Annotated in this window: 23 protein-coding genes; 2 read left to right on the top strand and 21 right to left on the bottom strand. The window is 61.5% G+C overall.

The window, feature by feature from the left end; translation table 11 throughout:
- Nucleotides 1–12: 12 nt before the first annotated feature.
- Nucleotides 13–2,184: a flagellar biosynthesis protein FlhA gene (gene flhA, locus IE079_RS03940; RefSeq protein WP_189573225.1), complete on the bottom strand. Its 2,172-nt coding sequence runs from the start codon at nucleotides 2,182–2,184 to the stop codon at nucleotides 13–15.
- Between the two features lie 193 nt (nucleotides 2,185–2,377).
- On the opposite strand from flhA, the gene upp reads away from it, so the two are divergent.
- Complete coding sequence (gene upp, locus IE079_RS03935; protein ID WP_189573221.1) at nucleotides 2,378–3,016, top strand: uracil phosphoribosyltransferase; 639 nt, start codon at nucleotides 2,378–2,380, stop codon at nucleotides 3,014–3,016.
- Nucleotide 3,017: 1 nt separating this feature from the next.
- A complete protein-coding gene (locus IE079_RS03930) occupies nucleotides 3,018–4,322 on the top strand; it encodes a uracil-xanthine permease family protein (protein WP_189573219.1) in 1,305 nt (434 codons plus the stop codon).
- Nucleotides 4,323–4,584: 262 nt separating this feature from the next.
- Here the strand turns inward: IE079_RS03930 and flhB are convergent, their stop codons facing one another.
- The 20 genes from flhB to IE079_RS03830 form a co-directional block, all read right to left on the bottom strand.
- On the bottom strand, nucleotides 4,585–5,721 hold the full coding sequence (gene flhB, locus IE079_RS03925) for a flagellar biosynthesis protein FlhB (RefSeq protein ID WP_189573216.1): 1,137 nt from the start codon (nucleotides 5,719–5,721) through the stop codon (nucleotides 4,585–4,587).
- Between the two features lie 17 nt (nucleotides 5,722–5,738).
- Nucleotides 5,739–6,524 (bottom strand): flagellar biosynthetic protein FliR, encoded by a 786-nt coding sequence (fliR, locus tag IE079_RS03920; protein ID WP_189573213.1) that lies wholly within the window; start codon nucleotides 6,522–6,524, stop codon nucleotides 5,739–5,741.
- A gap of 7 nt (nucleotides 6,525–6,531) precedes the next feature.
- Nucleotides 6,532–6,801 carry a flagellar biosynthesis protein FliQ gene (gene fliQ, locus IE079_RS03915; RefSeq protein WP_189573209.1) on the bottom strand — a complete coding sequence of 90 codons (270 nt, stop codon included), beginning with the start codon at nucleotides 6,799–6,801 and terminating at the stop codon, nucleotides 6,532–6,534.
- 10 nt (nucleotides 6,802–6,811) lie between these two features.
- A complete protein-coding gene (gene fliP / locus IE079_RS03910) occupies nucleotides 6,812–7,558 on the bottom strand; it encodes a flagellar type III secretion system pore protein FliP (protein ID WP_189573206.1) in 747 nt (248 codons plus the stop codon).
- Complete coding sequence (gene fliO / locus IE079_RS03905; protein WP_189573203.1) at nucleotides 7,558–8,043, bottom strand: flagellar biosynthetic protein FliO; 486 nt, start codon at nucleotides 8,041–8,043, stop codon at nucleotides 7,558–7,560. Before fliO ends, fliP begins: the two co-directional genes overlap by 1 nt.
- 2 nt (nucleotides 8,044–8,045) lie before the next feature.
- The gene (gene fliN, locus IE079_RS03900; protein ID WP_189573200.1) at nucleotides 8,046–8,591 is read right to left on the bottom strand and encodes a flagellar motor switch protein FliN; all 546 of its coding nucleotides are present in this window, start codon (nucleotides 8,589–8,591) and stop codon (nucleotides 8,046–8,048) included.
- Nucleotides 8,584–9,582, bottom strand: a complete 999-nt coding sequence (gene fliM, locus IE079_RS03895) for a flagellar motor switch protein FliM (RefSeq protein ID WP_189573196.1) — start codon at nucleotides 9,580–9,582, stop codon at nucleotides 8,584–8,586. The genes fliN and fliM overlap by 8 nt, the downstream gene beginning before the upstream one ends.
- Before the next feature lie 90 nt (nucleotides 9,583–9,672).
- Nucleotides 9,673–10,176, bottom strand: coding sequence for a flagellar basal body-associated FliL family protein (locus tag IE079_RS03890; protein WP_189573192.1), 504 nt, complete (start codon nucleotides 10,174–10,176; stop codon nucleotides 9,673–9,675).
- A 216-nt stretch (nucleotides 10,177–10,392) separates the two neighbouring features.
- Nucleotides 10,393–11,739 carry a flagellar hook-length control protein FliK gene (locus tag IE079_RS03885; protein WP_189573189.1) on the bottom strand — a complete coding sequence of 449 codons (1,347 nt, stop codon included), beginning with the start codon at nucleotides 11,737–11,739 and terminating at the stop codon, nucleotides 10,393–10,395.
- A gap of 117 nt (nucleotides 11,740–11,856) precedes the next feature.
- A complete protein-coding gene (locus tag IE079_RS03880; protein ID WP_189573186.1) occupies nucleotides 11,857–12,204 on the bottom strand; it encodes an Hpt domain-containing protein in 348 nt (115 codons plus the stop codon).
- Nucleotides 12,205–12,301: 97 nt separating this feature from the next.
- Nucleotides 12,302–14,062 (bottom strand): ATP-binding SpoIIE family protein phosphatase, encoded by a 1,761-nt coding sequence (locus IE079_RS03875; RefSeq protein WP_227712306.1) that lies wholly within the window; start codon nucleotides 14,060–14,062, stop codon nucleotides 12,302–12,304.
- Nucleotides 14,063–14,114: 52 nt separating this feature from the next.
- The gene (locus IE079_RS03870) at nucleotides 14,115–14,420 is read right to left on the bottom strand and encodes an STAS domain-containing protein (protein ID WP_189573182.1); all 306 of its coding nucleotides are present in this window, start codon (nucleotides 14,418–14,420) and stop codon (nucleotides 14,115–14,117) included.
- 133 nt (nucleotides 14,421–14,553) lie between these two features.
- Nucleotides 14,554–15,000, bottom strand: coding sequence for a flagellar export protein FliJ (fliJ, locus tag IE079_RS03865; RefSeq protein ID WP_189573179.1), 447 nt, complete (start codon nucleotides 14,998–15,000; stop codon nucleotides 14,554–14,556).
- A complete protein-coding gene (gene fliI / locus IE079_RS03860; protein ID WP_189573177.1) occupies nucleotides 14,997–16,373 on the bottom strand; it encodes a flagellar protein export ATPase FliI in 1,377 nt (458 codons plus the stop codon). The genes fliJ and fliI overlap by 4 nt, the downstream gene beginning before the upstream one ends.
- Complete coding sequence (locus IE079_RS03855) at nucleotides 16,354–17,202, bottom strand: flagellar assembly protein FliH (RefSeq protein WP_189573174.1); 849 nt, start codon at nucleotides 17,200–17,202, stop codon at nucleotides 16,354–16,356. Before IE079_RS03855 ends, fliI begins: the two co-directional genes overlap by 20 nt.
- Nucleotides 17,202–18,236, bottom strand: a complete 1,035-nt coding sequence (gene fliG / locus IE079_RS03850; protein WP_227712305.1) for a flagellar motor switch protein FliG — start codon at nucleotides 18,234–18,236, stop codon at nucleotides 17,202–17,204. The genes IE079_RS03855 and fliG overlap by 1 nt, the downstream gene beginning before the upstream one ends.
- Nucleotides 18,229–19,944, bottom strand: coding sequence for a flagellar basal-body MS-ring/collar protein FliF (fliF, locus tag IE079_RS03845; protein WP_189573168.1), 1,716 nt, complete (start codon nucleotides 19,942–19,944; stop codon nucleotides 18,229–18,231). The genes fliG and fliF overlap by 8 nt, the downstream gene beginning before the upstream one ends.
- 42 nt (nucleotides 19,945–19,986) lie before the next feature.
- On the bottom strand, nucleotides 19,987–20,355 hold the full coding sequence (gene fliE, locus IE079_RS03840; RefSeq protein WP_189573166.1) for a flagellar hook-basal body complex protein FliE: 369 nt from the start codon (nucleotides 20,353–20,355) through the stop codon (nucleotides 19,987–19,989).
- A 250-nt stretch (nucleotides 20,356–20,605) separates the two neighbouring features.
- Nucleotides 20,606–22,081 (bottom strand): sigma-54-dependent transcriptional regulator, encoded by a 1,476-nt coding sequence (locus IE079_RS03835; protein ID WP_189573163.1) that lies wholly within the window; start codon nucleotides 22,079–22,081, stop codon nucleotides 20,606–20,608.
- A 35-nt stretch (nucleotides 22,082–22,116) separates the two neighbouring features.
- Nucleotides 22,117–23,397 (bottom strand): sensor histidine kinase, encoded by a 1,281-nt coding sequence (locus tag IE079_RS03830; protein ID WP_189573160.1) that lies wholly within the window; start codon nucleotides 23,395–23,397, stop codon nucleotides 22,117–22,119.
- Between the last annotated feature and the right edge of the window lie 4 nt (nucleotides 23,398–23,401).

The following is a 23,401-nucleotide window of genomic DNA, read 5'->3' as shown; positions in this document are numbered from 1 at the left end:
CCAAGTGGGCCGTTACTGGCCGACCGACGCCACAATGGTAATCTGCTTGTTTTCCGGCACTTCCTGGTACGACAGCACGTGCAGGCGCTCGACCCCGTAACTGGCAAACTTCGCCAGCACCGGCCGCAGCGGCGCGGACACCAGCAGAATCGCTGGCTTGCCCATCATTTCCTGCCGCTGGGCGCTTTCCTGCAGCGACCGCTGCAGTTTTTCCACCATGCCAGGCTCAAGCACCATGCCGATGTCGTCACCACCGCCGGATTGTTGACTCTGTTGCTGACTCTTCAGCAATAACTGTTCCAGTTCCGGATCCAGGGTAATCACCGGTATCTCTTTCTCGTTGCCGCAGATGCTCTGCACGATCATCCGTCGCAGGGCCTGGCGGGCGGCCGTGGTCAACAGCTTCGGGTCCTGGCTCTTGGGATGAACGTTGACGATGGCCTCGGCAATGGAGCGCATGTCGCGGATCGGCACTTCCTCCTGCAACAGGCTCTGCAGCACCTTCAGCAGAATGGAGATGGACACGGTGGTGGGCACCAGTTCCTCCGCCAGCTTGGGCGAGACCTTCTCCAGCTGGTCCAGCCACTTCTGAACTTCCTCGTGGCCCAGAAGCTCATGGGCATGGCTCTGCAGGATCTGATTGAGATGGGTGGCCACCACGGTGCTGGAGTCCACCACGGTGTAGCCGAGGGTCTGGGCATTGTCCTTCTGATCCGACTCGATCCAGATGGCATCCAGGCCAAACGCCGGATCCTTGCCGGCAATCCCCTCCACCTTGCCAAACACCTGGCCGGGGTCGATGGCCAGCTCACGCTCCGGGTGGATCTCCGCTTCGGCAATGGTCACGCCCATCAGGGTGATTCGATAGACGTTGGGCATCAGATCCAGATTGTCGCGGATATGAACCGACGGCATCAGGAAACCCAGATCCTGTGACAGCTTCTTGCGAACGCCCTTGATGCGGCTGAGCAACTGCCCGCCCTGGGACTTGTCCACCAGGGGGATCAGCCGGTAGCCCACTTCCAGACCGACAACATCCACCGTGGACACGTCATCCCAGCCCAGTTCCTTGTGTTCGGGCGGCGCCGGCAATCCCTGATCGGCAGAGTCGGGGCGGGCACCACCGGTGGGTGCCGGTTTACCCCCGGTTTCACGTTTGGTCGCTGGCCAGCCGCCACCGCCATCTTCTTCGACGGTTTGGTGACCCTGCTTCCAGACCCACCAGGCCGCGCCGGCCGCCAGCAAGCCAAGACCAAGAAAGGCCACATGAGGCATCCCCGGAATCAGGCCCAGCATAATCAGGATAGCGGCGGCAATGCCCAGCGCCTTGGGCGCGTCGAACATCTGCTGGAGAATCTGGCTACCCATGTCCTGGCTCGAGGTTACCCGCGTCACCATAATGGCGGCAGAGGTCGACAGCAGCAGCGACGGAATCTGTGCCACCAGACCGTCACCAATGGTCAGCAATGCGTAGGTCTGGGTGGCGTCCATGAACGCCAGGCTGTGCTGGAGCATACCGATGGCGATGCCACCGATCAGGTTGATAAACAGGATCAGCAGGCCGGCCACCGCATCACCTTTGACAAACTTGCTGGCACCGTCCATGGAGCCGTAGAAGTCAGCCTCCTGGGCAATTTCCTCACGCCGGTGCTTGGCTTCCTCCTGATTGATCAGGCCCGCGTTCATGTCGGCATCAATGGCCATCTGCTTGCCGGGCATGGCATCCAGGGTGAAGCGGGCACTCACCTCGGACACCCGTCCGGCGCCCTTGGTAACCACCAGGAAGTTGATGATCATGAGAATGGCGAACACCACCAGACCAACGGCGTAGTTACCGCCAATCAGCACCGCGCCGAAGGATTCGATCACCTTGCCCGCAGCGTCACCGCCCTCGTGGCCATTGAGCAGTACAATCCGGGTCGAGGCCACGTTCAGGGCCAGACGCAGCAGCGTGGCCACCAGCAACACCGTGGGGAAGGCTGCAAATTCCATGGGCCGCAGGGCGTAGACACACACCAGCAGGATGGTAATGGAGAGCGCGATATTAAACGTGAACAGCACGTCCAGCAGGAACGCCGGCATGGGCAGGATCATCATACCCAGCAATGCCATGAGCATCACGGGAACACCCAGGTTCCCCCGTGTCAGGGTTTTGACGTTGTTCAGGACAAGGGCCCGATCCATCTTGAAGGAACTCTCCACGGCTGACAGCAATCACGCTTTGGCCCGGGTCGGTTTTTTGACGCCCGGATCGCTTCACCAGTGACAGCGGCAAGATCCATACCATTTCTTACAGAATCTTCAGACTCCCCCTGACTGAACCCTCCCGATACGGTATCCTTGCGCAAATTCCACCCGACCAGTCGACAGGTGAGCCATGCCCATTCACGAAGTCAAACACCCACTGATACAACACAAGCTCGGCATCATGCGCCGCGCGGACATCAGCACCAAGAATTTCCGGGAGCTGGCCCAGGAAGTGGCTGCCCTGCTGACCTACGAAGCAACCCAGGATTTCATCCTCAGCAAGGAAACCATCGAAGGCTGGGCAGGCCCGGTGGAAGTGGAGCAGATCGGTGGCAAGAAAGTGACCATCGTACCCATCCTGCGGGCCGGCCTGGGCATGCTCGACGGCGTGCTGACACTGATTCCGGTGGCGCGGGTCAGCGTGGTGGGCCAGATTCGCAACGAGGAAACCCTGGAAGCCTCCACCTACCTGGAAAAACTGGTGGGCGAACTTGACCAGCGCATGGCGCTGATTGTCGACCCCATGCTCGCCACCGGCGGTTCACTGATTTCCACCATCGACCTGCTCAAGAAGGCAGGCAGTACCGAGATCCGCGCACTGGTTCTGGTAGCGGCGCCGGAAGGCGTCGAGAAGGTACTGGCACAACATCCGGACGTATCCATCTACACCGCCTCCATCGATGAGCGACTCAACGAGAAAGGCTACATCCTGCCTGGTCTTGGTGATGCCGGCGACAAGATCTTTGGCACCAAGCAGAAGGATGTCTGACATGCAGGATACCGATCACACCACCTCCCTGCGGGAGGACTACGCCGGCGATCCGGTCTGGCGCCAGGCACTGGCCGGCTCCCAGATGTTGCTGGTGGCATTTGGTGCACTGGTGCTGATGCCCCTGCTCACCGGGCTGGACCCGAGTGTGGCACTATTTACCGCCGGCATGGGCACGCTGATTTTCCATATCGTGACCGGTGGCAAGGTGCCGGTGTTCCTGGCCTCGTCGTTTGCCTTTATCGCCCCGATCATGGCGGCGAAAAGCCAGTTCGCCATTCCGGAGATCCTCGGTGGCCTGGTGGCCGCCGGCATTCTCTACATCCTGCTCAGTGGCGCCGTGCGCATGCGCGGCACCGGTTTCGTCAACCGCCTGCTGCCGCCGGTGGTGATTGGTCCGGTAATCATGGTGATCGGCCTGGGCCTGGCGCCGGTCGCTGTCAACATGGCCACCGGCCATACCGGTGATGGCGGTACCGAGCTGGTGCCCTACCAGCCCGCCGTGATCATCGCCATGATCTCGCTGCTGGTAACCGTGGTGGTGTCGGTGTGGGCCAGGGGTATCTTCCGCCTGATTCCCATCATGTTCGGTATCGTGGTGGGGTATCTGCTTTCCTTTTTCGCCGGCACCACCGGCCTGACGCCGGTGATCGTGGACTTCACACCCATTGCCGAGGCGGCGTGGTTCTCGATGCCGGCCTTCCAGGCGCCGAGCTTCAGCTGGGGCGCGATCCTGTTCATGATTCCGGTAGCCATTGCCCCGGCCATCGAGCACATCGGCGACGTGCTGGCCATCAGCAATGTGACCGGCAAGAACTTCCTGAAGAAGCCGGGCCTGCACCGCACCCTGCTGGGCGACGGCCTGGCCACCAGCTCCGCCGCTTTCCTGGGTGGTCCGCCCAATACCACCTATTCGGAAGTCACCGGCGCGGTGATGCTGACGAAGAACTTCAACCCGAGGGTGATGATCTGGGCAGCAGGCGTTGCCATTGTGCTGGCCTTCGTCGGCAAGTTCGGCGCGGCCCTGCAGACCATCCCGGTACCGGTCATGGGCGGCATCCTGTGCCTGCTGTTCGGCTCCATCGCCGTGGTCGGTCTCAACAGCCTGATCCGCAACCAGGTAGACCTGTCCCAGGCCCGTAACCTGGTCATTGTGGGCGTCACACTGGTCTTCGGTATCGGCGGCATGAGCATCCTCGGCGTGGAGGGGATTGCCCTTTCCGGCATCGTTGCCATCGCCCTGAATCTGCTACTGCCCGGGGCTGATTCGGCGTGGGGTGAGCGTGCTCATCAACATGAGCACTAAGCAAGCTCGTATGGCGCCGCCTCTAATGGGGGAGGCGGCAACTCGAATACTTGGTGCCAGTGTCTTTTATTCTGCGGCCAGCAACACTGTTCGGGCGCAGATTGGCCGGGGGGCTTTCGTAACAGCGACAGGGATGTCGCGGTAGCATTGGGGTGGCAGGACGCCCCTCCGATGCGGTGAAGAAAGCCCCCCGGCCAGTCTGTGCATGCCCCATGACACGCAATCTGACGCCGAAATCAATCCCTCCGATACAAAACCGACGTCACAAATCCCGCCGCATATCCCTGGGAATAGGCATATTCGGCACGGTAGGCTTGGTCGCATGCCCCTTGCGGAACTGCCGCAGCTGGAAGATATAGGCCAGCACCTGGGCCACCGCCATGTACAGGCCGTCGGGAATCTCCTCCCCGATTTTGGTGTTGTGATACACCGCCCGGGTCAACGGCGGCGCACGCATCACATCCACCTTGTGTTCGCGGGCAATCTCCATGATCTTGAAGGCGACCTCATCGGAACCCTTGGCCACCACCACCGGCGCCCCCATCGACTTCTGGTCATACTTCAGTGCCACCGCATAGTGGGTCGGGTTGGTAATCACCACATCAGCGCCGGGCACATCCTGCATCATCCGCCGCTGGGCCATCTCGCGCTGTAACTGACGGATCTTGCCCTTGACCTCCGGCTTGCCCTCCGTGTCCTTGTGCTCGTCCTTCACCTCCTGCTTGGTCATGCGCAGCTTCTTCTGGTGATCGTAGATCTGGAAGGGAACATCAATGATGGCAATCACAATGGTTGCACACGCAAGCAGGAAAAAACTCCACGCCAGCGTCCAGACCACATGCGCCATGGCCGGCACGGCAGGCTCCTCGGAAATGCTCAGCAGATCATCCGTACGCAGGTTCAGTATAAGAATCGCGACGGCCAGCACCAGCGAGACCTTGGCAATCGCCTTGACGAGCTCGATCAGCGACCGCATTGAAAACATCTTCTTGAGCCCCTTGAAGGGGTCCATGCGATTGAACTTCGGGGCAATCGCCTTGCCACTGAACAACAAACCACCGATACCGATGGGGCCGGCAATGGACGCAATCAGCAGCACCAACAACAGCGGGCTCAGGGCAACGGTCGCCTCCCAGGCGGAACCGACCAGCTGCGTGCTCATGAAACGGGTATCGAAGATCTCGCCGCGTTCCAGCACGAAGGCCCCCCGCATGATGGACTCCAGGGACATCGCCAGGCCCTTGCCGAACACCAGCAGACCGCCGGCGCCCGCCAGCAACACCGCCATGGTCGCCAGCTCCTTGGAACGAGCGGTCTGGCCGTCCTCACGGGCTTTGTCGAGCCGTTTGGGGGTCGGTTCTTCCGTTTTTTCCTGACTGTTGTCGTTCTCTTCAGCCATGGCCCGTCACTGTTAGCTCAGGGTTGCCCCTGAAGCTGTCGCATGAATTGGAAAGTCTCGCGGGTGTACTGCTCGAAATGTGGCAGAAAATTGGCGTGCAGCACCCAGATAGAGAACAATCCAAAAATCAGGCCAATCGGGAAACCCAGGGCGAAGATATTCATCTGCGGTGCCGCCCGGGTCATGACACCGAAGGAAATATTGACGATGAAAACAGCGGTCACCGCCGGCAGTGCCAGCAGCACGGCTGACACGAACATCCAGCTGATCCGATGGGCCAGCTGCCAGACGCCCTCCTGGCCCAGCCCTTCCATGCCGATGGGAATGGTGCGGAAGCTCTCCAGGAATACCTCGATGGCCACCAGATGACCATTCATCGACAGATAAAGCAGCGTGATGGTGATGCTGTAGATCTGGGACAGGATGGTGACGTTCACCCCATGGGCGGGATCGTTCATGGAGGCGAAACCGAGCCCCATCTGCATGGCTATCATCTGGCCGGCGACCACAAACAACTGGAACAGCGCGGTCAGCGCGAACCCCATACCGACGCCGATCAGGATCTGCTGCAGGGTAATGATCACCGCATCGCCGCTGAGCGCTTCCACCTGCGGGACTGGCGGCAACATGGGAACAATCAGGATGGTGGTCAGCAGTGCCAGCCCCAGACGAATCCGCGCCGGCACCAGCTGGGTGCCGATGAACGGTATCACCATGAAAAAACTGGCAATACGGAACAACGGCCAGAGGTGCTGGCCCACCCACTGGCTGATCACCTCCGCGCTCAGATCGGCGGGGATCATGCCCGCCTCATCCGATCAGGTACGGAATGCTGCCGATCAGCCCTTCGGCATGGTCCAGCAACTGGGTCAGCATCCAGGGCCCGGCAAAGATGATCATCAACAGGGTAACCAGCAACCGCGGCAGGAAACTGAGGGTCTGCTCGTTGATCTGGGTGGCGGCCTGAAAAGTACTCACCACCAGGCCGATTGCCAGCCCCGGACCGATAATCAGGGTAGCCAGCATCACGATCATCCACAGTGCTTCGCGCATGATGTCGATAACGGTTTCCGGTGTCATGGCAAACTCCCTATATTCCGTAGCTGGCAGCCAGTGTGCCCATGATCAGCGCCCAGCCGTCCACCAGCACGAACAGCATGATCTTGAACGGCAGCGAGATAATGATGGGCGACAGCATCATCATACCCATCGCCATCAGCACGCTCGCCACCACCATGTCGATGATCAGAAAGGGGATGAACAGAATAAAGCCGATCTGAAAGGCGGTTTTCAGCTCACTGGTGACAAAGGCCGGCATCAGCACCCAGAACGAGACATCCTGGGGAGTGTCGTACTGCTCGTCGGCAATGCGCATGAACAGCCCCAGGTCGCTTTCCCGGGTCTGCGCCAGCATGAACTCCCGGAAGGGGCCGCTGGCTGCCTCCACCGCCTCCAGGGAGGTGATCTCCTCCGCCATGTAGGGTTGCAACCCCACCTGGTTGGCCTCCTCGAACACCGGCTTCATGATGAAAATGCTCAGGAAAAGCGCCAGCCCGAGGAGGATCTGGTTCGACGGCGTCGACTGCAGGCCCAGGGCCTGGCGCAAGATGGCAAACACCACGATGATGCGGGTGAACGAGGTCATCATCATCAGCATGGCCGGCAGGAAGGTCAGCGCCGTCATGAAGGCCAGGATCTGCAGGGTAACCGAGTATTCCTGCCCCTCCTCGCCCGGGGTCATGGTCACCGCCGGTATGCCGGGAATGCCGCCAAAGCCGTCCTGGGCCAATACGTCCGGGGCCAGCATCAGCCCCGCCAGAATCAACAGCCAGCGCATCAGTCCGGCCCTCCCTGACGGTGGTCTGCGCTGTCCGGTTTCCATTTGCGGCCGATCAGGCCATGAAGCTTGCGGGCAAAATCACCGCTGGCTTCCTGCCCCGGGCTGACGACCGGCTCATCGAACACGTGCAGGGTGCGGATGGCAGAGGGCGTGATACCCACCAGGATCTGGGTGCCTGCCACGTCGATCAGGGCAATCCTTTCCCGGGCACCCAGGCCCATGACAGCGACTACCTTCATGGTGCCGGAATTCATCCCGGTCAGGCCGCTCATGCGCTTTACCAGCCAGGCGCAGCCGAAGATCAGCGCCACCACCACCAGCAGGCCGATGCCCATGGTTGTCAGTGACGCAATGGCATCGCCCTGCCCCGACGACCCGCCGGACTCCGGTGACACCGGCGTGGTGGTCTCCTGGGCAATAGCCAGAGCGGGCAACAGGGTCAGAAACACCGCCGCGGACAGACTGCCGGATCGCCAGACCATGATTATTTCTGCAGGCGCTTGATGCGCTCGCCGGGGCTGATAACGTCGGTCAGGCGGATACCGAACTTCTCGTTCACCATGACCACCTCACCGTGGGCAATCAGGGTACCGTTGACCAGCACGTCAAGAGGCTCGCCGGCCAGGCGGTCGAGCTCGATCACCGAGCCCTGGTTGAGCTGCAGCAGGTTGCGGATGGGAATCTGGGTATTGCCCACCTCCATGGAGATGGTCACCGGGATATCCAGAATCACGTCCAGGTCCGGCTCGGTACCCGGAATCCCCTGGGGCTCCGTAACGTCGCCGAAGTCCTCCATGGGCGCGGCCTTTACCTGCCTGCCGGCACTGTCTGTACCCTTGTCACCAGCACTCTTCGAGTCCCCGCCGTCCTCGGCTTCCGACATCGCGGCGGCCCATTCATCGTTGCGATCGTCTGCGGACGACTCATCGCCGTCATCGTCGCCGGACTCCTCCATGGCAGCTTCCCACTCGGCCGCCAGTTTTTCGTCCTCACTGAGCTCGCGGTCGTCTTTGTTGTCGTCGTCAGCCATGTTTACCTACCTTCAGTTGTTTTTTCACCTTCGGAATCTTGGCGCGTTCCCTGATTCTCAGGGCCATCTTGCCGTCACGGGTCCCCAGGGTTGCCTTGTAGATGGGAATGCCGTTGGCGGTCATGTCCATGGTCTCGGGCATTTCCACCGGAATCACGTCACCGGCCTTGAAATTGGCCACCTCCCGCAACGAGATCCGGCGCCGGCACACCATGGCATTCACCGGCACCACCACATCCTTGATGTCTTCCTGCAGGGCATTGACCCAGCGCTCGTCAACATCGTCGATATCACTCTGCACGCCGGCATCAAGTATCTCCCGGATGGGTTCGATCATGGAGTACGGCAGCGCCATGTGCAGCTCGCCACCGCCGCCGTCCAGCTCCACGTGGAAGGTGCTGATCACCACCACCTCACTGGGGCTGACGATATTCGCCATGGCCGGGTTGACCTCTGAACTCAGGTACTCGAAATCCACCTTGAGAACCGCCTGCCAGGCTTCCCGCATGTCCACGAACACCTGGTCGAGAACCATCTGCACAATGCGGGTTTCGGTGGGGGTGAACTCCCGCCCCTCGATCTTGGCGTGGCGGCCCTCACCACCGAAAAAGTTGTCCACCAGCTTGAACACCAGCTTGGCATCCAGGATAAACAGCCCGGCCCCGCGAAGCGGCCGTACCTTGACCAGGTTGAGGCTGGTGGGCACATACAGGGTGTGGATGTACTCACCGAACTTCATGATCTGGATGCCACCGGTGGATACATCGGCGTTGCGGCGCAGCAGGTTGAACAGACTGATGCGGGTATAGCGGGCGAAACGCTCGTTGATCATTTCGAGGGTGGGCATCCGGCCACGAACAATACGGTCCTGGCTGGCCAGGTCGTAGCTCTTGACACCCTCTTCGTCGGTCTCGTCATAGGTATCAACGTCGCCATCGTCCACACCGTGGAGTAGCGCATCGATTTCGTCCTGCGAGAGTAGATCCTGCATAGTTTCAGCCTCTGACTGCCTGCAGTTCAGTCGGACATGACCGGTGCATCGGTCGGTCCCTGCCCTGAACGGTTTTCACTGAATCACGTTTTACTGAACGACAAAGTTCCGTAACAGAACCCGGTCCACGGCGGGCTCTCCCTCCGCTTCCAGGGTCGTGTTGACCGTTGCCAGCAAACGCTCTGGCAGGGCCTGTCGCCCTTCCACTGTCTGCAGTGCCGTGAATTCCGATGTGCCCAACTCGGAAATCAGTGCGTTGCGCAATAACGGCAAGTGCTTCCGGGCGGCCTGCAACGCCGCCTCCTGGCTGGACTCCAGGGCCAGGTAGACCTGAATGTATCGCTGCCTGCCCGGGTTGCTGATGGTGGTCACCAGCGGCTTGTCCATCACCAGGTAGCTGGCCGGCACGAAGACTTCCTCGGCGGCCGCCTCTGTGTCGCCGTCGGCCGTGCTGTCGTCGCCCTGGCCGAGGAACCACAAGGTTCCTGCGATGGACAGGCCTATTGCCAACACCAGCACCACAATCAACAGCAGGATCGTCTTGAGCCGACCCTTCTTTTTCGGCGCTGCCGCCACTTCGTTATTTTCAGCCATTCAGAATTCCGTCAATTTTTTGCCGATCATTGCCTGAAAATCCCTGTTCACAAGAGGTAAAGCAAACCCCGAGCCAATAATTCCATTTGCGCCTTTCCGGTACGGCTCCCGGTAGCCGTACTACAAAAAAGCCAGCCCTCAGGCTGGCTTTTCCTCTACTGTGCAAAGTGTAACCGCTGGATCAGGGTCTGGCTAATCCCGGGCCCGTACGCCGGATCAGGCGTACAGGTCCAGTTCGCCTTTCCAGGAAAGGTCCAGCTCTCCGGTTTCGGTTATATCAGCCTCACCGGTCGCCTCATTGCCGGCCAGAGACTGCCCGGACCGGCCGTCGCCGGACTGCTCACCCTCGCCCTGCTGGTCCGCCGCCTCCCGTCCGGGGGAGTCGGATACGTCAAACCCTTCCAGGCTCAGGCCCTGTTCGTTCAGCATATCCCGCAAACGATGGCCATGGAGTTCGAGCTGTTCCCGCACCGCCGGTGTGGTCGCATGCACACTGACCACCGCCTGATCATTCTGCACCTGAACCCGGACATCCAGCGGACCCATATCCGGTGGCGTTATATGAATCTCCGCCACCGACATCTGGCTGGCGGTCAGCCACGCCAGCTTGCCCATCACCTTTTCGCCCCATTCATCGGCCCCGACCGGCACGTCGACACTGGTGCTGTAGTTCTTCATCAACGCCTGGGCGTCGACCCCGCGAAGGCTCGCGGACTGGTTGAGGGGCTGCGACAGCTCCGGCGCAGCAAGGCGGGTTGTCACCTGGGCCGTCAGGCTATCGGTGGCTTTGGCGGTGGTGCTGTCCGCCAGGCCCTGGAGGTTGCTGCCCTGCAGCCCTGCCAACAGATCACCGCCCGGCTTGCCCTTTTCCTGCCCCGCTTCCAGCATGGCGGCAAAGATCGCGCCCGTGGTCGGCAGACCACCCGGTTTCTGGCCGGTTCCGGTCAGGGAGGCCATCACCCGGGCCGCAGAACGGGCGGATTCGCCGCTTGGCGCCATCAGTTTCTGTTCCGGGGATTGTCCGCTTGATACCAGCCCCACGATGCCGGCATCGTCAGCGCCGTCCAGGGTCTCCACCATCTCGAAAACCACCGGCTGATCATCGCTGCTATCCACCTGACCGCCCGCATCGGTCTTTGTTACGGTCTCTGAGTTTTCTGCGGTACGTCCGGACCCTTCTTCGGCGCGCCCGGCCTGCTCCCGGGACCGGCCGGCCTGATCGGTGTCGGTGCGGCGTTCATTTGCCGCCCGGGTGGACTTTTCCGCCCGTTGGTCATCGGCGCCTGGCTTTGCCGGCTTGTCGTTCTGCTGGGCCGTTTTCTGCTGATGCGTTTCCTGTTGCCGAGCTTCCTGTTGGCGAGCTTCCTGGCGCTTTTGCTGGACGTCGCGCTCCTGGGCACGTCGTTGCTCCAGGCGCTTCTCCTGCTGGCGGACCACTTCGTCATACCGACTGGGCCCGCTCTCGGGTCGGCCCTGGCCGACACCGTCCCGGGACTTGTCGGCGGCGGGACGGTCAATACCCGATTCAGGGTTGAGTAGTTGGGTTAGCACCATTCCGGACATGGCAACCTCTTGCCGCTGATTCACTGTGGGCGCCCCTCGGGGCGTGTTCATCAGGACTATTGCAAAAGCGGTGCCAAACGCAAAAGCAGTGCCAGGCAGCCTGATCGGGCCAGGAAGCTAAACGTGGAGGGATTCTTCCATCATTCGGCGAACGGTAACAAACTCGGCTTCCAGCTCGGGCAGCACCTGCCTGGCGTCGTCCAGGCGCCCTTCGCGGCCAGCCTTTTCGGCGGACAGGCAGAGATCTCCCAGACGAGAGGCCCCGATGTTGATACTGCTGCCCTTGAAACTATGCGCGGTCTTGGCAAAGGAATCCTGGTCGTTACCGGAAAGTGCCTGATGAAGTGCTTTAATACGTTCGCTGGAATCGGTGATGTAGGTCTGTATGAGGATATCAAATTCATCCTCCATCACATCCCGCAGTTCTGCCAGAGCTTCTTCATCAAGGTGTGGCTTGTCGTTCATAACCAACCTCTTGGGAGCCAAAGATACATCAGGCTCTTGATGTATTTTGTACCTATAATCTGGGTGTATCAAAAAAATACAACCCATTGCCCGGACATCAATCCGAAAAGCCGGCGCGCTCCTCAAAACCGGTATCAACTGACTTCCAATCATATACTACTTCGGCACAATTTCCTTCCTTATTGTATGTCAGATCACTGGACAACTGCTGTATCAGCGGGATCCCCCGCCCGGCAAACGCCCGTTCCGAACCCACTGACAGAACCGGCCCGGGGTTGCGGTCAACCTTGAACCCCTTGCCGGAATCCTGGCAGCGGATGATCAGCCGCCCCCCGGAAGCACGCATCCGGTGCTCCAGGTCAAACCGTATGTACTGGTCGCTGCCCACCTGTTTCAGACGTGCCTGACGTTCAGCATAATACCGGTTGAAACCCTCCGCGCCATCCTTCCACAACGACGACAGCTGGAGTATCCCGTGCTCAAGGGCATTGTTGTAGAGTTCTGACAGTATGGTGTAGACCGGACCACTGTGCTGACGCAGGCCGGCAACTGCCATGCATACATGCAGCAACAGTGGCAGCGGGTTGAACCCCGCCAGGGTTTCACCGTCCAACTGATAACGGCAAGACCAGGAAGCGGGCCCGGTCAGGGCTGAATGACTGGCCTTCGGAGGCCGGCTGGCCACCGGGTCATCCGCCGATATCTTCAGCGCCAGTATGGTGAGGTCGTCGGTATCTTCGCTACGACCACTGAACGCCTGCACCTGTTCCACCAGGAAGTCGGCCGGGGACGTGTCCGCCGGGCATTCGTCGAGGACCCTGGCCAGGCGCTGCTCGCCGAACCAGTCACCCCCGGCGTTGCCGGCCTCCAGAACACCATCGGTCATCAGCAGAAGCTGATCCCCCGGCCGCACCACATATTCGGACATGGAAGCGGCGAATCGTTCAGGCGCGAGCACACCCAGGGGCAGCCCGGTTGACGGCAGGGTATCCCGACTGCCATCCACGCGCAGGATAAAGCCGTCGGGCAAACCACCGTTCCAGGCACGGACGCGACGATCGCGAAAATCCACCTCCACGAAACAGGCACAGCAGAAGATGCCGGTAGGCAGGATGCGAACCAGTTTCTGGTTCAGTTCCCGCAACACATCCGGGCCGCTGAAGCCCTTGCTGGTCATGCCATAGAAGATTTCGGCCACCGGCAGCGCGCCTATGGCGGCCGGCAGACCGTGGCCGGTGAAGTCCCCCACCAGCAGGTGCATGCCGCCAGCCGGCCTGGGGCAGGCAAACAGGATGTCGCCATTGAACACTGACAGGGGCGAGGCGTGGTAACGGATGTCGGCCACATCCAGGCAGCCGGTATGGGCAATGTTGTCGAATACCCGGCGGGCCGTCACCTGTTCCGACAGCAGTTGCTCGTTGCGCTCCCGTATCAGATCCCGCTGCCGGGTCAGTGTCTCGTGCATGCGGCGCATGCGATCGAAGGCGCCCAGCTTGGCCCGGATGATGACCGGGTTATAGGGTTTGGGCAGAAAGTCGTCGCCGCCGGACTCCAGGCACTGCGCCAGCGCGCCGGAATCGGACAGGGAGGTCAGGAAAATCACCGGCACCAGCCGCTCCCCGGCCAGCTCCTTGATACGTCGGGCGGCTTCAACGCCATCGAGCCGGGGCATCATCACATCCAGCAGCACCATGTCGGGCTGCCAGGACTCGTAAAGGTTCACAGCGGCCTCACCGTCCACGGCCGCCTGCACCTCATGGCCCTGCCGGGTCAGGATGGCCTGGAGTATCAACCGGTCAGTGTTACTGTCATCGGCAATCAGCAGTCGCAGCTGCCTGGGATTTGCGGAATCCGTCACTGGCGCGTCCTCTCACCGGTGTGGCAGAACCCGGACACAACTTTCCGGAACATCACTCTATGGCAAACAGCTGCTCGAAATTGGAAATGGTCAGGATACGGCGAACATCGTTGTTGCAGTTCTTGATGCGGATGCTGGCCTGGTCGCCACCAGCGAAATCCCGCAGCAACAGCAGCATGCCCAGGGCGGAGCTGTCCAGGTAAGTGGTATCGGACATATCCACCACCCAGTGCCGTATGCCCTCGGAATCCTTCTCGTAGGCATCGCGGAATGCCTGGTGAGTGCTGAAATCGAAACGGCCTTCGATCGCAATGATCCGCGTTTCACCATCATCACTTCGTCGGGTGTTCACCGGCATAGGTTTCCTCCACAAAAAGATGGCCGGGAAAGTGCCCCTTCAGGATAGTCAATGGAACCGGATTTGTATTGCAATACAAGGTCACTGCGCCTCGGCCACGGGCCTGAGCGCCGGCAGGGCGGCGTTTACGGGGTCACTGACGACGGCGGGAAAACTGACGCATGGCCGCTTCATCGGCCTGCTTCTGTTCCGCCTGGTCACGGTCGCGCTGCTCCTGGGCGCGGCAGGTATCAACGTACTTTTCCATGCCCCGGCGCCGCTCCCAGGCTTGCTGCCACTGCTGGCGGGCCTGCTCCAGACGCTCGGCGGCACGGGTAATCCGGGTTTGCTGGTCGCCGATCAGCAAGTCCAGGCGGGAAATGAAGCTCTGCCACCCCTGCAGGCGGGTGACGGGCACGGTCCCCTGCTGCTGGGCGCGCATCTGCTGGTGATACTCCTGCTGGTATCGTTGCAGCTCCTCCAGCCGATCCTGTTCGGCCTGCCACTGGCTGCGCACCTCGTTCATCACATCCAGCGCCCGCTGCTCCTTGCGTTCCTCCAGAGCCAGAACCACCTGCAGCCGCTGCGAACGCGCTGTCATTGATTACCTCCATTGCGGGCCTTTTCGGCCCCTTGCGCCGGCGCTTGCTCGGGCAACAGCGAGAGCAGCTGGTCTACCGATTCACGATAGGGAGAGGCCTCGTTCAGACCCTGCTGCAGAAAGTCCCGCATACGGTCGATGTAGCGGATGGCGAAGTCGGTTTCCGGATCTGAACCCTTCACATAGGCACCCACGCTGATCAGGTCACGGGCCTGCTGATAACGGGAATAGGTCTGTTTGAAGCGCTGCGCCCGGGCGAAATGATCCTTTTCAGTGACATGGGGCATGACCCGGCTGACCGAGGCTTCCACATCGATGGCCGGGTAGTGGCCTTCTTCAGCCAGGCGGCGGGACAGCACAATATGCCCGTCAAGAATGGCGCGGGCGGAGTCCGCCACCGGATCCTGCTGGTCATCCCCTTCCGTCAGCACGGTGTAGAACGCGGTGATCGAGCCACCCCCGGGCTTGCCGTTACCGGTTCGCTCCACCAGCTGCGGCAGCTTGGCGAACACCGAGGGCGGATACCCCTTGGTAGCAGGGGGCTCGCCCACCGCCAGGGCAATTTCCCGCTGGGCCTGGGCATAGCGGGTCAGGGAGTCCATCAGCAGCAGCACGCGCTTGCCCTGGTCACGGTAGTATTCCGCGATCCGGGTGGTGAGCATGGCGGCCCGCAGCCGCATCAGGGGAGAGTCGTCCGCCGGCGAGGCCACCACCACGGAGCGGGACAGCCCGTCGTCCCCCAGGATGTCGTCGATGAACTCCTTGACCTCACGGCCCCGTTCACCAATCAGGCCAACCACGGTGATGTCAGCATCGGTGAAGCGCGTCATCATGCCCAGCAACACGCTCTTGCCCACGCCGCTGCCGGCAAACAGGCCCAGGCGCTGCCCCTGGCCAACCGTCAGCAGGGCATTGATACTGCGAATACCCACATCCATGGCCGTTCGTACCGGCGCCCGGTTGAGGGGATTGATAATATCGCCGGACAGGGGAACCCGCGCCTCGACCTCCAGGGGGCCCTTGTCGTCCAGGGGTTCGCCGTTGCCGTTGACCACCCGCCCCAGCAAACCGTTGCCAACCGGCACCCGGCTGGCGGCGGAGAAGGGAATCACCAGGGCACCGGGGCGCAGGCCATCAATGGCCGTCAACGGCATGAGGTAGACCCGCTCATCCTCGAAGCCCACCACTTCCGCCTCTACCGTGGCGCTGTCCTGGCCCTGAATCAGGCAGCGGTCTCCCACCACCATCGGGCAGCCCACGCATTCCAGGGTCAGACCCACCATGCGGGTCAGGCGTCCTGACAGTTCCGGCCGGGGTTTCGGCGGCACATTGTCGGTCAGTTGCTGAAGGCGTTCAGCCAGGCTGCTGGTCATCGTCCGACTCCCCCGATTCCTCCAGAACATCACGATGAAAATCAGAGAGGTCGCCCATAGCGGATGCAAGCTCCTCACTCTCGCCAGCCGAGGCCGACCCGAGCTGCTGCTCCAGCATCGATTGGACGGCCTTCTGGAACCGCTTCTCAACGGTGTAATCCACCAGGGAATGCCGGGTTTCCACCTTGCAGCCACCAGCGAGAATACTGTCGTCGCCGGTAACAGACATCTCGGCATCCAGGCGGCTGGCCGCTTCCCGCACCCACTGGGCATCGGAAGGATGAACCCGTACGCGCACGTTTTCCCGGGTCGACGGCAGGCTGCTGACCGCATCGGTAACCACCTGGGTGATCTGTGACGAATCCACCGACAGTTCGCGATAAATGACCGCCCGGGCCAGCACCGTGGCCAGATTGACCAGCGCCGACTCAAGCTCGTTCTGATGGCGCTCAATGGGCGCCAGCAGCTCGCCCATCACCGACTCCAGCCGTGTCAGTTTTTCGTCGATTTCTGCCCGGGTGTCGGATTCCGCCTGTTCGCGGCCTTCCTGTTCACCGGTTTCCCGGCCTTCCTGGTAACCCTGCTCCCGGCCTTCCTCAAGCCCCTGTTCGAGCCCTTTCTCGTGGCCGGCCTGACGCCCTTCCTCCAGGCCCTCCTCCCAGGCGGACTGGCGGATGGCTTCGATATCGGCCGCGGTCAGCGGTTTGACCTCCTGCTCTTCCTCCCGGGGTACCTCGTTGCCGCGATCGTCCAGCAGCGGCAACTCCCAGCGCTCCCAGGCGCTGAGTTCTTCCGGGGGAATACGGGTGCGGCGGCGCGGGTCTTTCATCACATCATTTCTTCGCCGGCACCACCGAGGGTAATCTCACCGGCTTCCGCCATGCGGCGGGCAATGGTGATGATATCCTTCTGGGCGGCCTCCACTTCGCTGACCTTTACCGGGCCCTTGGCTTCGAGGTCATCCTGCAGCAGCTCAGCGGCACGTTTGGACATGTTACGGAAGATCTTGTCCTTGACGGCATCGTCAGCTCCCTTGAGTGCGACCACCAGAACATCGGACGATACCTCACGCAGCAGCGCCTGAATGCCACGGTCTTCAATATCCACCAGGTTGTCGAAGACGAACATGAGGTCCTCGATGGTGGAGGCCAGGTCCGGATCCATATCCTTGATGGAATCCATCAGCCCGCCCTCGATGGAGCGGTCCATGAAGTTCATGATGTCCGCCGCACGCTTGACCCCGCCGATACGGCTGGTCTGGGCGGCGGAACCGCCGGAGAACTGTTTCTCGAGGATGTCGTTAAGCTCCCGCATAGCCTGGGGCTGAATGCTTTCCAGGGTCGACACCCGCATCATCACGTCCAGGCGCACCTTGTCGTCAAGGGTTCCGAGAATCTCGGCCGCCTGGTCCGGGTCCAGATAGGAGATGACAATGGCCTGTATCTGGGGGTGCTCGTAACGGATGATGTCGCCCACCGCCCGGGGCTCCATCCATTTGAGGGTATCCAGGCCGGTGGTATCGCCACCGATCAGGATGCGATCAATCAGGCTGTTGGCCTTGTCGTCGCCCAGGGCCTGGGTCAGCATGGTGCGGATGTAATCGTCGTTGCCCACGCCCAGGCCGGTCTGGCCACCCACGGCGCCAACGAACTCGTCCATCACATAGGACACTTCCTCCTTACTGACGTCCTTCATCTGCGCCATGGCGACACCCACGCGCTGCACTTCCTTGGGCCCCATGTGCTTGAGGACCTCCGCCGCATCAGACTCCCCCAGTGACATCAGCAGGATAGCGGCCTGCTCGACCCGGGGAATCTTGCGACGCAGCTGCTTGCCGTCATTGTCCTGGTTGTTTTCACTCATCAACATTCACCCACTGGCGCATTACCTGAGCAACCCGGGCAGGGTCTTCGGCAATCAGCCCTTTCAATGCGTTCAGGTGCCTATCATAGCTGTCCGTGGCGCCGGGCAAAAGCAGCTCGTCCTGACCACCCATGGCATCCGCCAGGGCCTTGTCGCCACCGATACCCCCAAGATCGTCGTAGGAGCCACCAACACCGTCCTCATCCATGCCGGAATCCCGGCGACCGCCGCCGGAAATGGTCTTCAGTACCGGCCGCAGCAGACCCAGTACCAGCGCCAGGATCACCACGCCCGCCAGTACCTGCTTCATCAGGTTCCAGAACCATGGCTGCTCCCAGAAGGACGGCGCTTCGAACTGGACTTCCTCCTCAGGGGCAAACGCCGTATTCATCACTGTCACGCTGTCTCCCCTGGCCGCCGAGTAACCCACGGCGTCCCGCACCAGCATGTTCAGGCGCTGAAGTTCCTGCTCCGGCCAGGGCTCGTAGCTGACCTCCCCGGTGTCCGGGTTCACAACGCGCTTGTCGTCTACCGCCACAGCCACGGTCAGCCGCTTCACATCGCCCTGGGCCTGACGGATATAGCTGACGGTGCGGTCAATCTCGTAGTTGCGGGTGCTTTCACGGCGGATATCCACCGGCTGGCCCGCGCCGCCTTCTTCTCCTTCCTCGCCTTCGCCGCCAGCCTGCTCAGGCACAGTGGCCTCACCCGGAGGCTGGTTGGACAAGGCACCCGGGATGCCACCCTGGGTACCGCTGGCACGCTGCTCAGACGACTCCCGCTCGCTGCGGACGGCCTGCTGCTCGGGATTGAACAGCTCTTCCGCCCGTTCCACTGACGAGAAATCCAGGTCGGCGCTGACTTCCGCGCGGAAGCGGCTGTCGCCGACAATCGGACCGATCATGGAGGCCACACGCCTGGTGAGCCGCTCCTCGACCCTGTCGGTGTACTGATACTGCTCCTGCATATCCTGGCGCTCGGGATCCTCGTCCCGACCGGTCAGCAGGTTGCCATTCTGGTCGACCACGGTGACGTTCTCGCGGTTCATTTCCGGCACGCTGCCAGCCACCAGATTGACGATGGCGTTGATCTGCTCCTGCTCGATACGACGCCCGGCAAACAGGTTCAGGAACACCGAGGCACTGGGTTCCCGGGCGTCGCGAACGAAAACCGACCGTTCCGGGATGGCCAGATGCACCCGGGAGGATTTGACACTGCGCATGCTGCTGACGGTACGCGCCAGCTCACCTTCCAGGCCGCGGCGGAAACTGACGGTTTCCATAAACTGTGAGGTACCCAGCCCCTGCTCCTGGTCCAGGATTTCATAGCCCATGGTTTCCTTGTCGGTAACGCCCTCGGCGGCCAGCTTCAGGCGCGCGTCGTAAACGTCATCGGAAGCCACCAGTAGCGCACCGGTGCGCGGATCCATACGGTACTGGATGCCACTCTGATCAAGAATGCTGGACACGTCCTGCGGGTTGTAGCTGGACAGGTCGCCCAGCACCGGCTGGTAGTTGGGCTCCTGGGCCCACAACACGACCGCAACGCCCAGGGCCACACTGGCGGCCAGACCCACCATCAGGCCAATCTGGCGCAGCAGATTCAGGCGGTTGAAGCCGAACAACAGCGGGCTGCTGCTCTCGGTTTCCTCTTCGCCGCCCGTGGTGGACAGCTCGTTGGAGGTGGCTTCTGCGGATACACTGGCCATGTTGTTGCTCCGTTGCTAACTCGTCTAGCCCGCCAGAAGGCGTCAGATAGGCATGTTCATGATGTCTTCGTAGGCCTTCACCACCCGGTTACGCACCTGGCTCAGGCCTTCGAAGGCAACCGAGGATTTCTGCGACGCCACCATCACCTGAGTGATGTCCACGTTGGGGTCGCCCTGCTCATAGGCCGTCCGCATGTCCCCGGTGGTCGACTGCAGGTCATTCACCTTGTCTACCGCCTGGCTCAGCATATCGCCAAACCCCGGCGTCTCCTGCCCTTTTTCCGGTCCGGCGGGCTTGTCCACCTGGCCCTTGACGGCCAGGTCATTCCCCATCTGCTGATTCTGCGTCATCTGGGAGCGGAGGTTACGCATCTCGGAGAGAACGTTGTTGATATCTGCTCGCTCGACCATGGCTTGTCTCCCGACTTCCGAAAGCTTTTCCGGTGCCCGCTGCCCCGGAAGGGGCTGACGGTTAAAAGATTGTCTGGGGTGCGGAATGCAAACTACTGACCAACTCCTTTTTTATCTTTAATTACATGTGTTTAAGAAATATTTAATGGCGGGTAAAATTGCTGCTGCCGGGTTTTTGACGGCCCCTCTCCCCAACAAAAACGGCGCCCGAAGGCGCCGAAAGCAAAACAATGTCTGACAGGCAGACGTTCTAACTGGCCACAGCCAGCTCGGCATCCAGATCAATACCGGAGTCCCGCATCTGCGCCAGCTTGTAACGGAGAGTCCGTGGGCTGATGCCCAGCTGTTCCGCGGCACGGTTACGCCGGCCCCGCTCGCGTCTCAGGGTGTCGATGATAATACGGAATTCACGACGGCGGACTTCATCACCCAGAGAGCCGCCATCATCGTCGGCCACTGTCGCTGCCGCTAACGGAGCGCCATCCGGTTCCGCGCCTGCTGCTACCTCACCAGCGCTATCAGGCACGACCGGTATCGGCTGCGGCCGGGACGCCGGTGCGGAAGGCTGTGGCGAGGGCTCGATACCGGTAATACCCATGTCGAGGCAAAGGTCTTCGGCCTGAATCTCGGCCCCCTGATGCAACACCAGGGCCCGCTGAATGGCATTGTCCAGTTCACGCACATTGCCGGGCCAGCGGTGATAGCGCAGGGCCTGACGTGCCTCAGCACCCAGGCTGACGCCGCTCAGCTTCATCTTGCGGCTGTGCTGGCGCAGCAAGTGATCCGCCAGCGGCAGGATATCCTGTGGCCGGTCCCGCAGCGGGTGCCAATGCATGGGCAGCACGCTCAGGCGGTAATACAGATCTTCCCGGAATTTACCCTCACGCACATAGTCCGCCAGATCCCGGTTGGTGGTGGCCAGCACACGAACATCCAGGGAGATGGTGCGGCGACCGCCAACCCGCTCCACTTCACGCTCCTGCAGAACCCGCAGCAACTTCGACTGCAGGCCGGGGTCCATCTCCGAAATCTCGTCCAGCAGTATGGTACCGCCGTTGGCCTGCTCGAACTTGCCCGGCGACGAGGCATGGGCGCCCGTGAAGGCGCCTTTTTCATGACCGAACAGAATGGCTTCCAGCATGTTCTCGGGAATGGCGGCACAGTTGATGGCCACAAAGGGCTGGTCGCTACGGCCGGAATTCTGGTGAATGAACCGTGCCAGCACTTCCTTGCCGGTGCCACTCTCACCGGAAATCATCACCGTGGAGTCGCTGGCCGCGACCTTCTTCGCCAGCTGGAACAGGCGCTTGCTGATGGGGTCCTCCGCCACCGGCTCATCACTACGGCGATTGCGCCTGGCCGCCGCACCGACAACCTTTTCCACGGCATCCACCAGCACCTGGGGCTCGAAGGGTTTGACCAGATAATCAATGGCACCGGTCTGCATGGCATTTACCGCATCGCTGATCTGGCCATAGGCAGTAATCAGCATCATCGGCAGGCCAGGGTACGATCTCAGCACCTCGCCCAGCAGATCATGGCCGGACATGCCCGGCATGTTCACGTCGCTGACCACCATATCCACCTGCCCCTTCGCCAGCTCTTCCAGCGCCTTCTCGCCATTGGCGGCTTCGCGCACCCGGAACCGGGCCAGCTCAAGGGTGGTGACCAGCGCTTCGCGCAGGTCGTGATCATCTTCAACGATAAGAATCTGGGGTCGTGCCATGACGTTCTCCGCCTGTCCTTCCTGTCAGTACCCTGTCAGGAGTGTGTATTCTGGTTCTGGATGCTTGCGCCAGTGTGGGCCGCCGGCAGCCGGATTGACGCGCAGGCGCCGCCACCGGGCATGGCGGCCAGGCTGAACTGCCCGTTGTGGGCCTTGACCACTGCCTGTACGACGGCCAGCCCCAGGCCGGTGCCATGGGACTTGGTGGTATAAAAGGCTTCCATCAGCTCATTGACCTTGCCCTGTGAGAAACCCGGGCCGTCGTCGACCACAGCAATCTCCAGCTCATCACCGGTTGCCGCCAGGGTCAGGGCGACCCGGTTGGCACCGGCTTCCAGGCTGTTGTTGACCAGGTTCATACAGGCCCCCACCAGCGCCTCGCGATTGCACATCAACGGTATCTGCGATCCTTCCGTGGTTACCTTGACCTGCTGGCCATCGGCCAGACTCAGGCCGTCGGCGGCGGCCTGCAGACCGTCTTTCACCTGCTCCGACGACAGCTTCTCCGCCAGCCGGGTTTCGCCCCGAGCGAAGGTGAGCATGTCACGCACCTGGGATTCCAGATGGGTCAGCCGCGACATGAGGCGGCTGGCGCAACGCTGGCGCAGCTCTTCATCCAGGTCCGGCTGGGACAGGTGGCCACCGTAAAGGATGGCAGCCGACAGCGGTGTACGGATCTGATGGGCCAGCGAGGCCACCATCTTGCCCATGGCAGAAAGACGCTGGGCATGGGCAAGCTGTGACTGCAGCTGACGGGTTTCGGTGAGGTCGGTAAGCAGGATCAGCTGGCCGGGTTCGTTCTCCATGGTGCGGATTTCGATGCTCACGCGTCGGCCATCTTTCAGGGACACCTCGTGACCATCGTCGCGACGGGGGGCAAAGCAACGCTGGATCACGCTGACCCAGCGCTCGCCTTCCAGAGGTTCGCCCAACAGGGCAACGGCGGCCGGATTACACTGGGCCACGGCACCCTGACTGTCGAGCACGATGACCCCGGCAGGCAACGCCGATAACAGGGTCGAGAGGCGGTCGGCCAGGCGTTCCTTTTCTTCCAGTTCATGCTGACGCTGACGGCTTTCTGCCGTCAGTTCACCGGAAAGCTGATTCACGCGGGACTCGAGGGTGCGGTAGGAATCGGTAATCTGCCGCGACATCTGGTTGAACAGATCCAGCGCCGTGTCGACAGCGGCATCGTCATCCTGTGCCGGAAACAGTGCGGTTACCTTGTCGTTGGCTTCTGCCGCGGCATCGGCGGCGGCTGCAGAGCCGGACTCCCCGGAACGGGAGGCAGGTATTGCCGTCTGGAACTGTCTCATGCTT

This window comes from Marinobacter zhanjiangensis (assembly GCF_014651935.1).
GTDB lineage: Bacteria > Pseudomonadota > Gammaproteobacteria > Pseudomonadales > Oleiphilaceae > Marinobacter > Marinobacter zhanjiangensis.
The sequence above is the reverse complement of the archived record's forward strand: the minus strand, read 5'-3'. Positions and strand labels throughout refer to the sequence as shown.

Coding starts and splice junctions, on each gene's coding strand:
- fliJ (WP_189573179.1), bottom strand. CDS start 15,000: ATGACAGCGCGTTCGCAGCGGCTGCAGGTGGTTCTGGCTCTGGAGGAA.
- IE079_RS03835 (WP_189573163.1), bottom strand. CDS start 22,081: ATGGCACGACCCCAGATTCTTATCGTTGAAGATGATCACGACCTGCGC.
- fliF (WP_189573168.1), bottom strand. CDS start 19,944: ATGGCCAGTGTATCCGCAGAAGCCACCTCCAACGAGCTGTCCACCACG.
- fliI (WP_189573177.1), bottom strand. CDS start 16,373: ATGACCAGCAGCCTGGCTGAACGCCTTCAGCAACTGACCGACAATGTG.
- fliM (WP_189573196.1), bottom strand. CDS start 9,582: ATGCAGGATCTACTCTCGCAGGACGAAATCGATGCGCTACTCCACGGT.
- fliN (WP_189573200.1), bottom strand. CDS start 8,591: ATGGCTGACGACGACAACAAAGACGACCGCGAGCTCAGTGAGGACGAA.
- IE079_RS03855 (WP_189573174.1), bottom strand. CDS start 17,202: ATGAAAGACCCGCGCCGCCGCACCCGTATTCCCCCGGAAGAACTCAGC.
- flhA (WP_189573225.1), bottom strand. CDS start 2,184: ATGGATCGGGCCCTTGTCCTGAACAACGTCAAAACCCTGACACGGGGG.
- fliP (WP_189573206.1), bottom strand. CDS start 7,558: ATGCGCTGGCTGTTGATTCTGGCGGGGCTGATGCTGGCCCCGGACGTA.
- IE079_RS03930 (WP_189573219.1), top strand. CDS start 3,018: ATGCAGGATACCGATCACACCACCTCCCTGCGGGAGGACTACGCCGGC.
- upp (WP_189573221.1), top strand. CDS start 2,378: ATGCCCATTCACGAAGTCAAACACCCACTGATACAACACAAGCTCGGC.
- fliQ (WP_189573209.1), bottom strand. CDS start 6,801: ATGACACCGGAAACCGTTATCGACATCATGCGCGAAGCACTGTGGATG.
- flhB (WP_189573216.1), bottom strand. CDS start 5,721: ATGGCTGAAGAGAACGACAACAGTCAGGAAAAAACGGAAGAACCGACC.
- fliE (WP_189573166.1), bottom strand. CDS start 20,355: ATGGTCGAGCGAGCAGATATCAACAACGTTCTCTCCGAGATGCGTAAC.
- IE079_RS03880 (WP_189573186.1), bottom strand. CDS start 12,204: ATGAACGACAAGCCACACCTTGATGAAGAAGCTCTGGCAGAACTGCGG.
- IE079_RS03890 (WP_189573192.1), bottom strand. CDS start 10,176: ATGGCTGAAAATAACGAAGTGGCGGCAGCGCCGAAAAAGAAGGGTCGG.
- IE079_RS03870 (WP_189573182.1), bottom strand. CDS start 14,420: ATGCCGGTGAACACCCGACGAAGTGATGATGGTGAAACGCGGATCATT.
- fliR (WP_189573213.1), bottom strand. CDS start 6,524: ATGATCCCCGCCGATCTGAGCGCGGAGGTGATCAGCCAGTGGGTGGGC.
- IE079_RS03830 (WP_189573160.1), bottom strand. CDS start 23,397: ATGAGACAGTTCCAGACGGCAATACCTGCCTCCCGTTCCGGGGAGTCC.
- fliO (WP_189573203.1), bottom strand. CDS start 8,043: ATGGTCTGGCGATCCGGCAGTCTGTCCGCGGCGGTGTTTCTGACCCTG.
- IE079_RS03885 (WP_189573189.1), bottom strand. CDS start 11,739: ATGTCCGGAATGGTGCTAACCCAACTACTCAACCCTGAATCGGGTATT.
- fliG (WP_227712305.1), bottom strand. CDS start 18,236: ATGAGTGAAAACAACCAGGACAATGACGGCAAGCAGCTGCGTCGCAAG.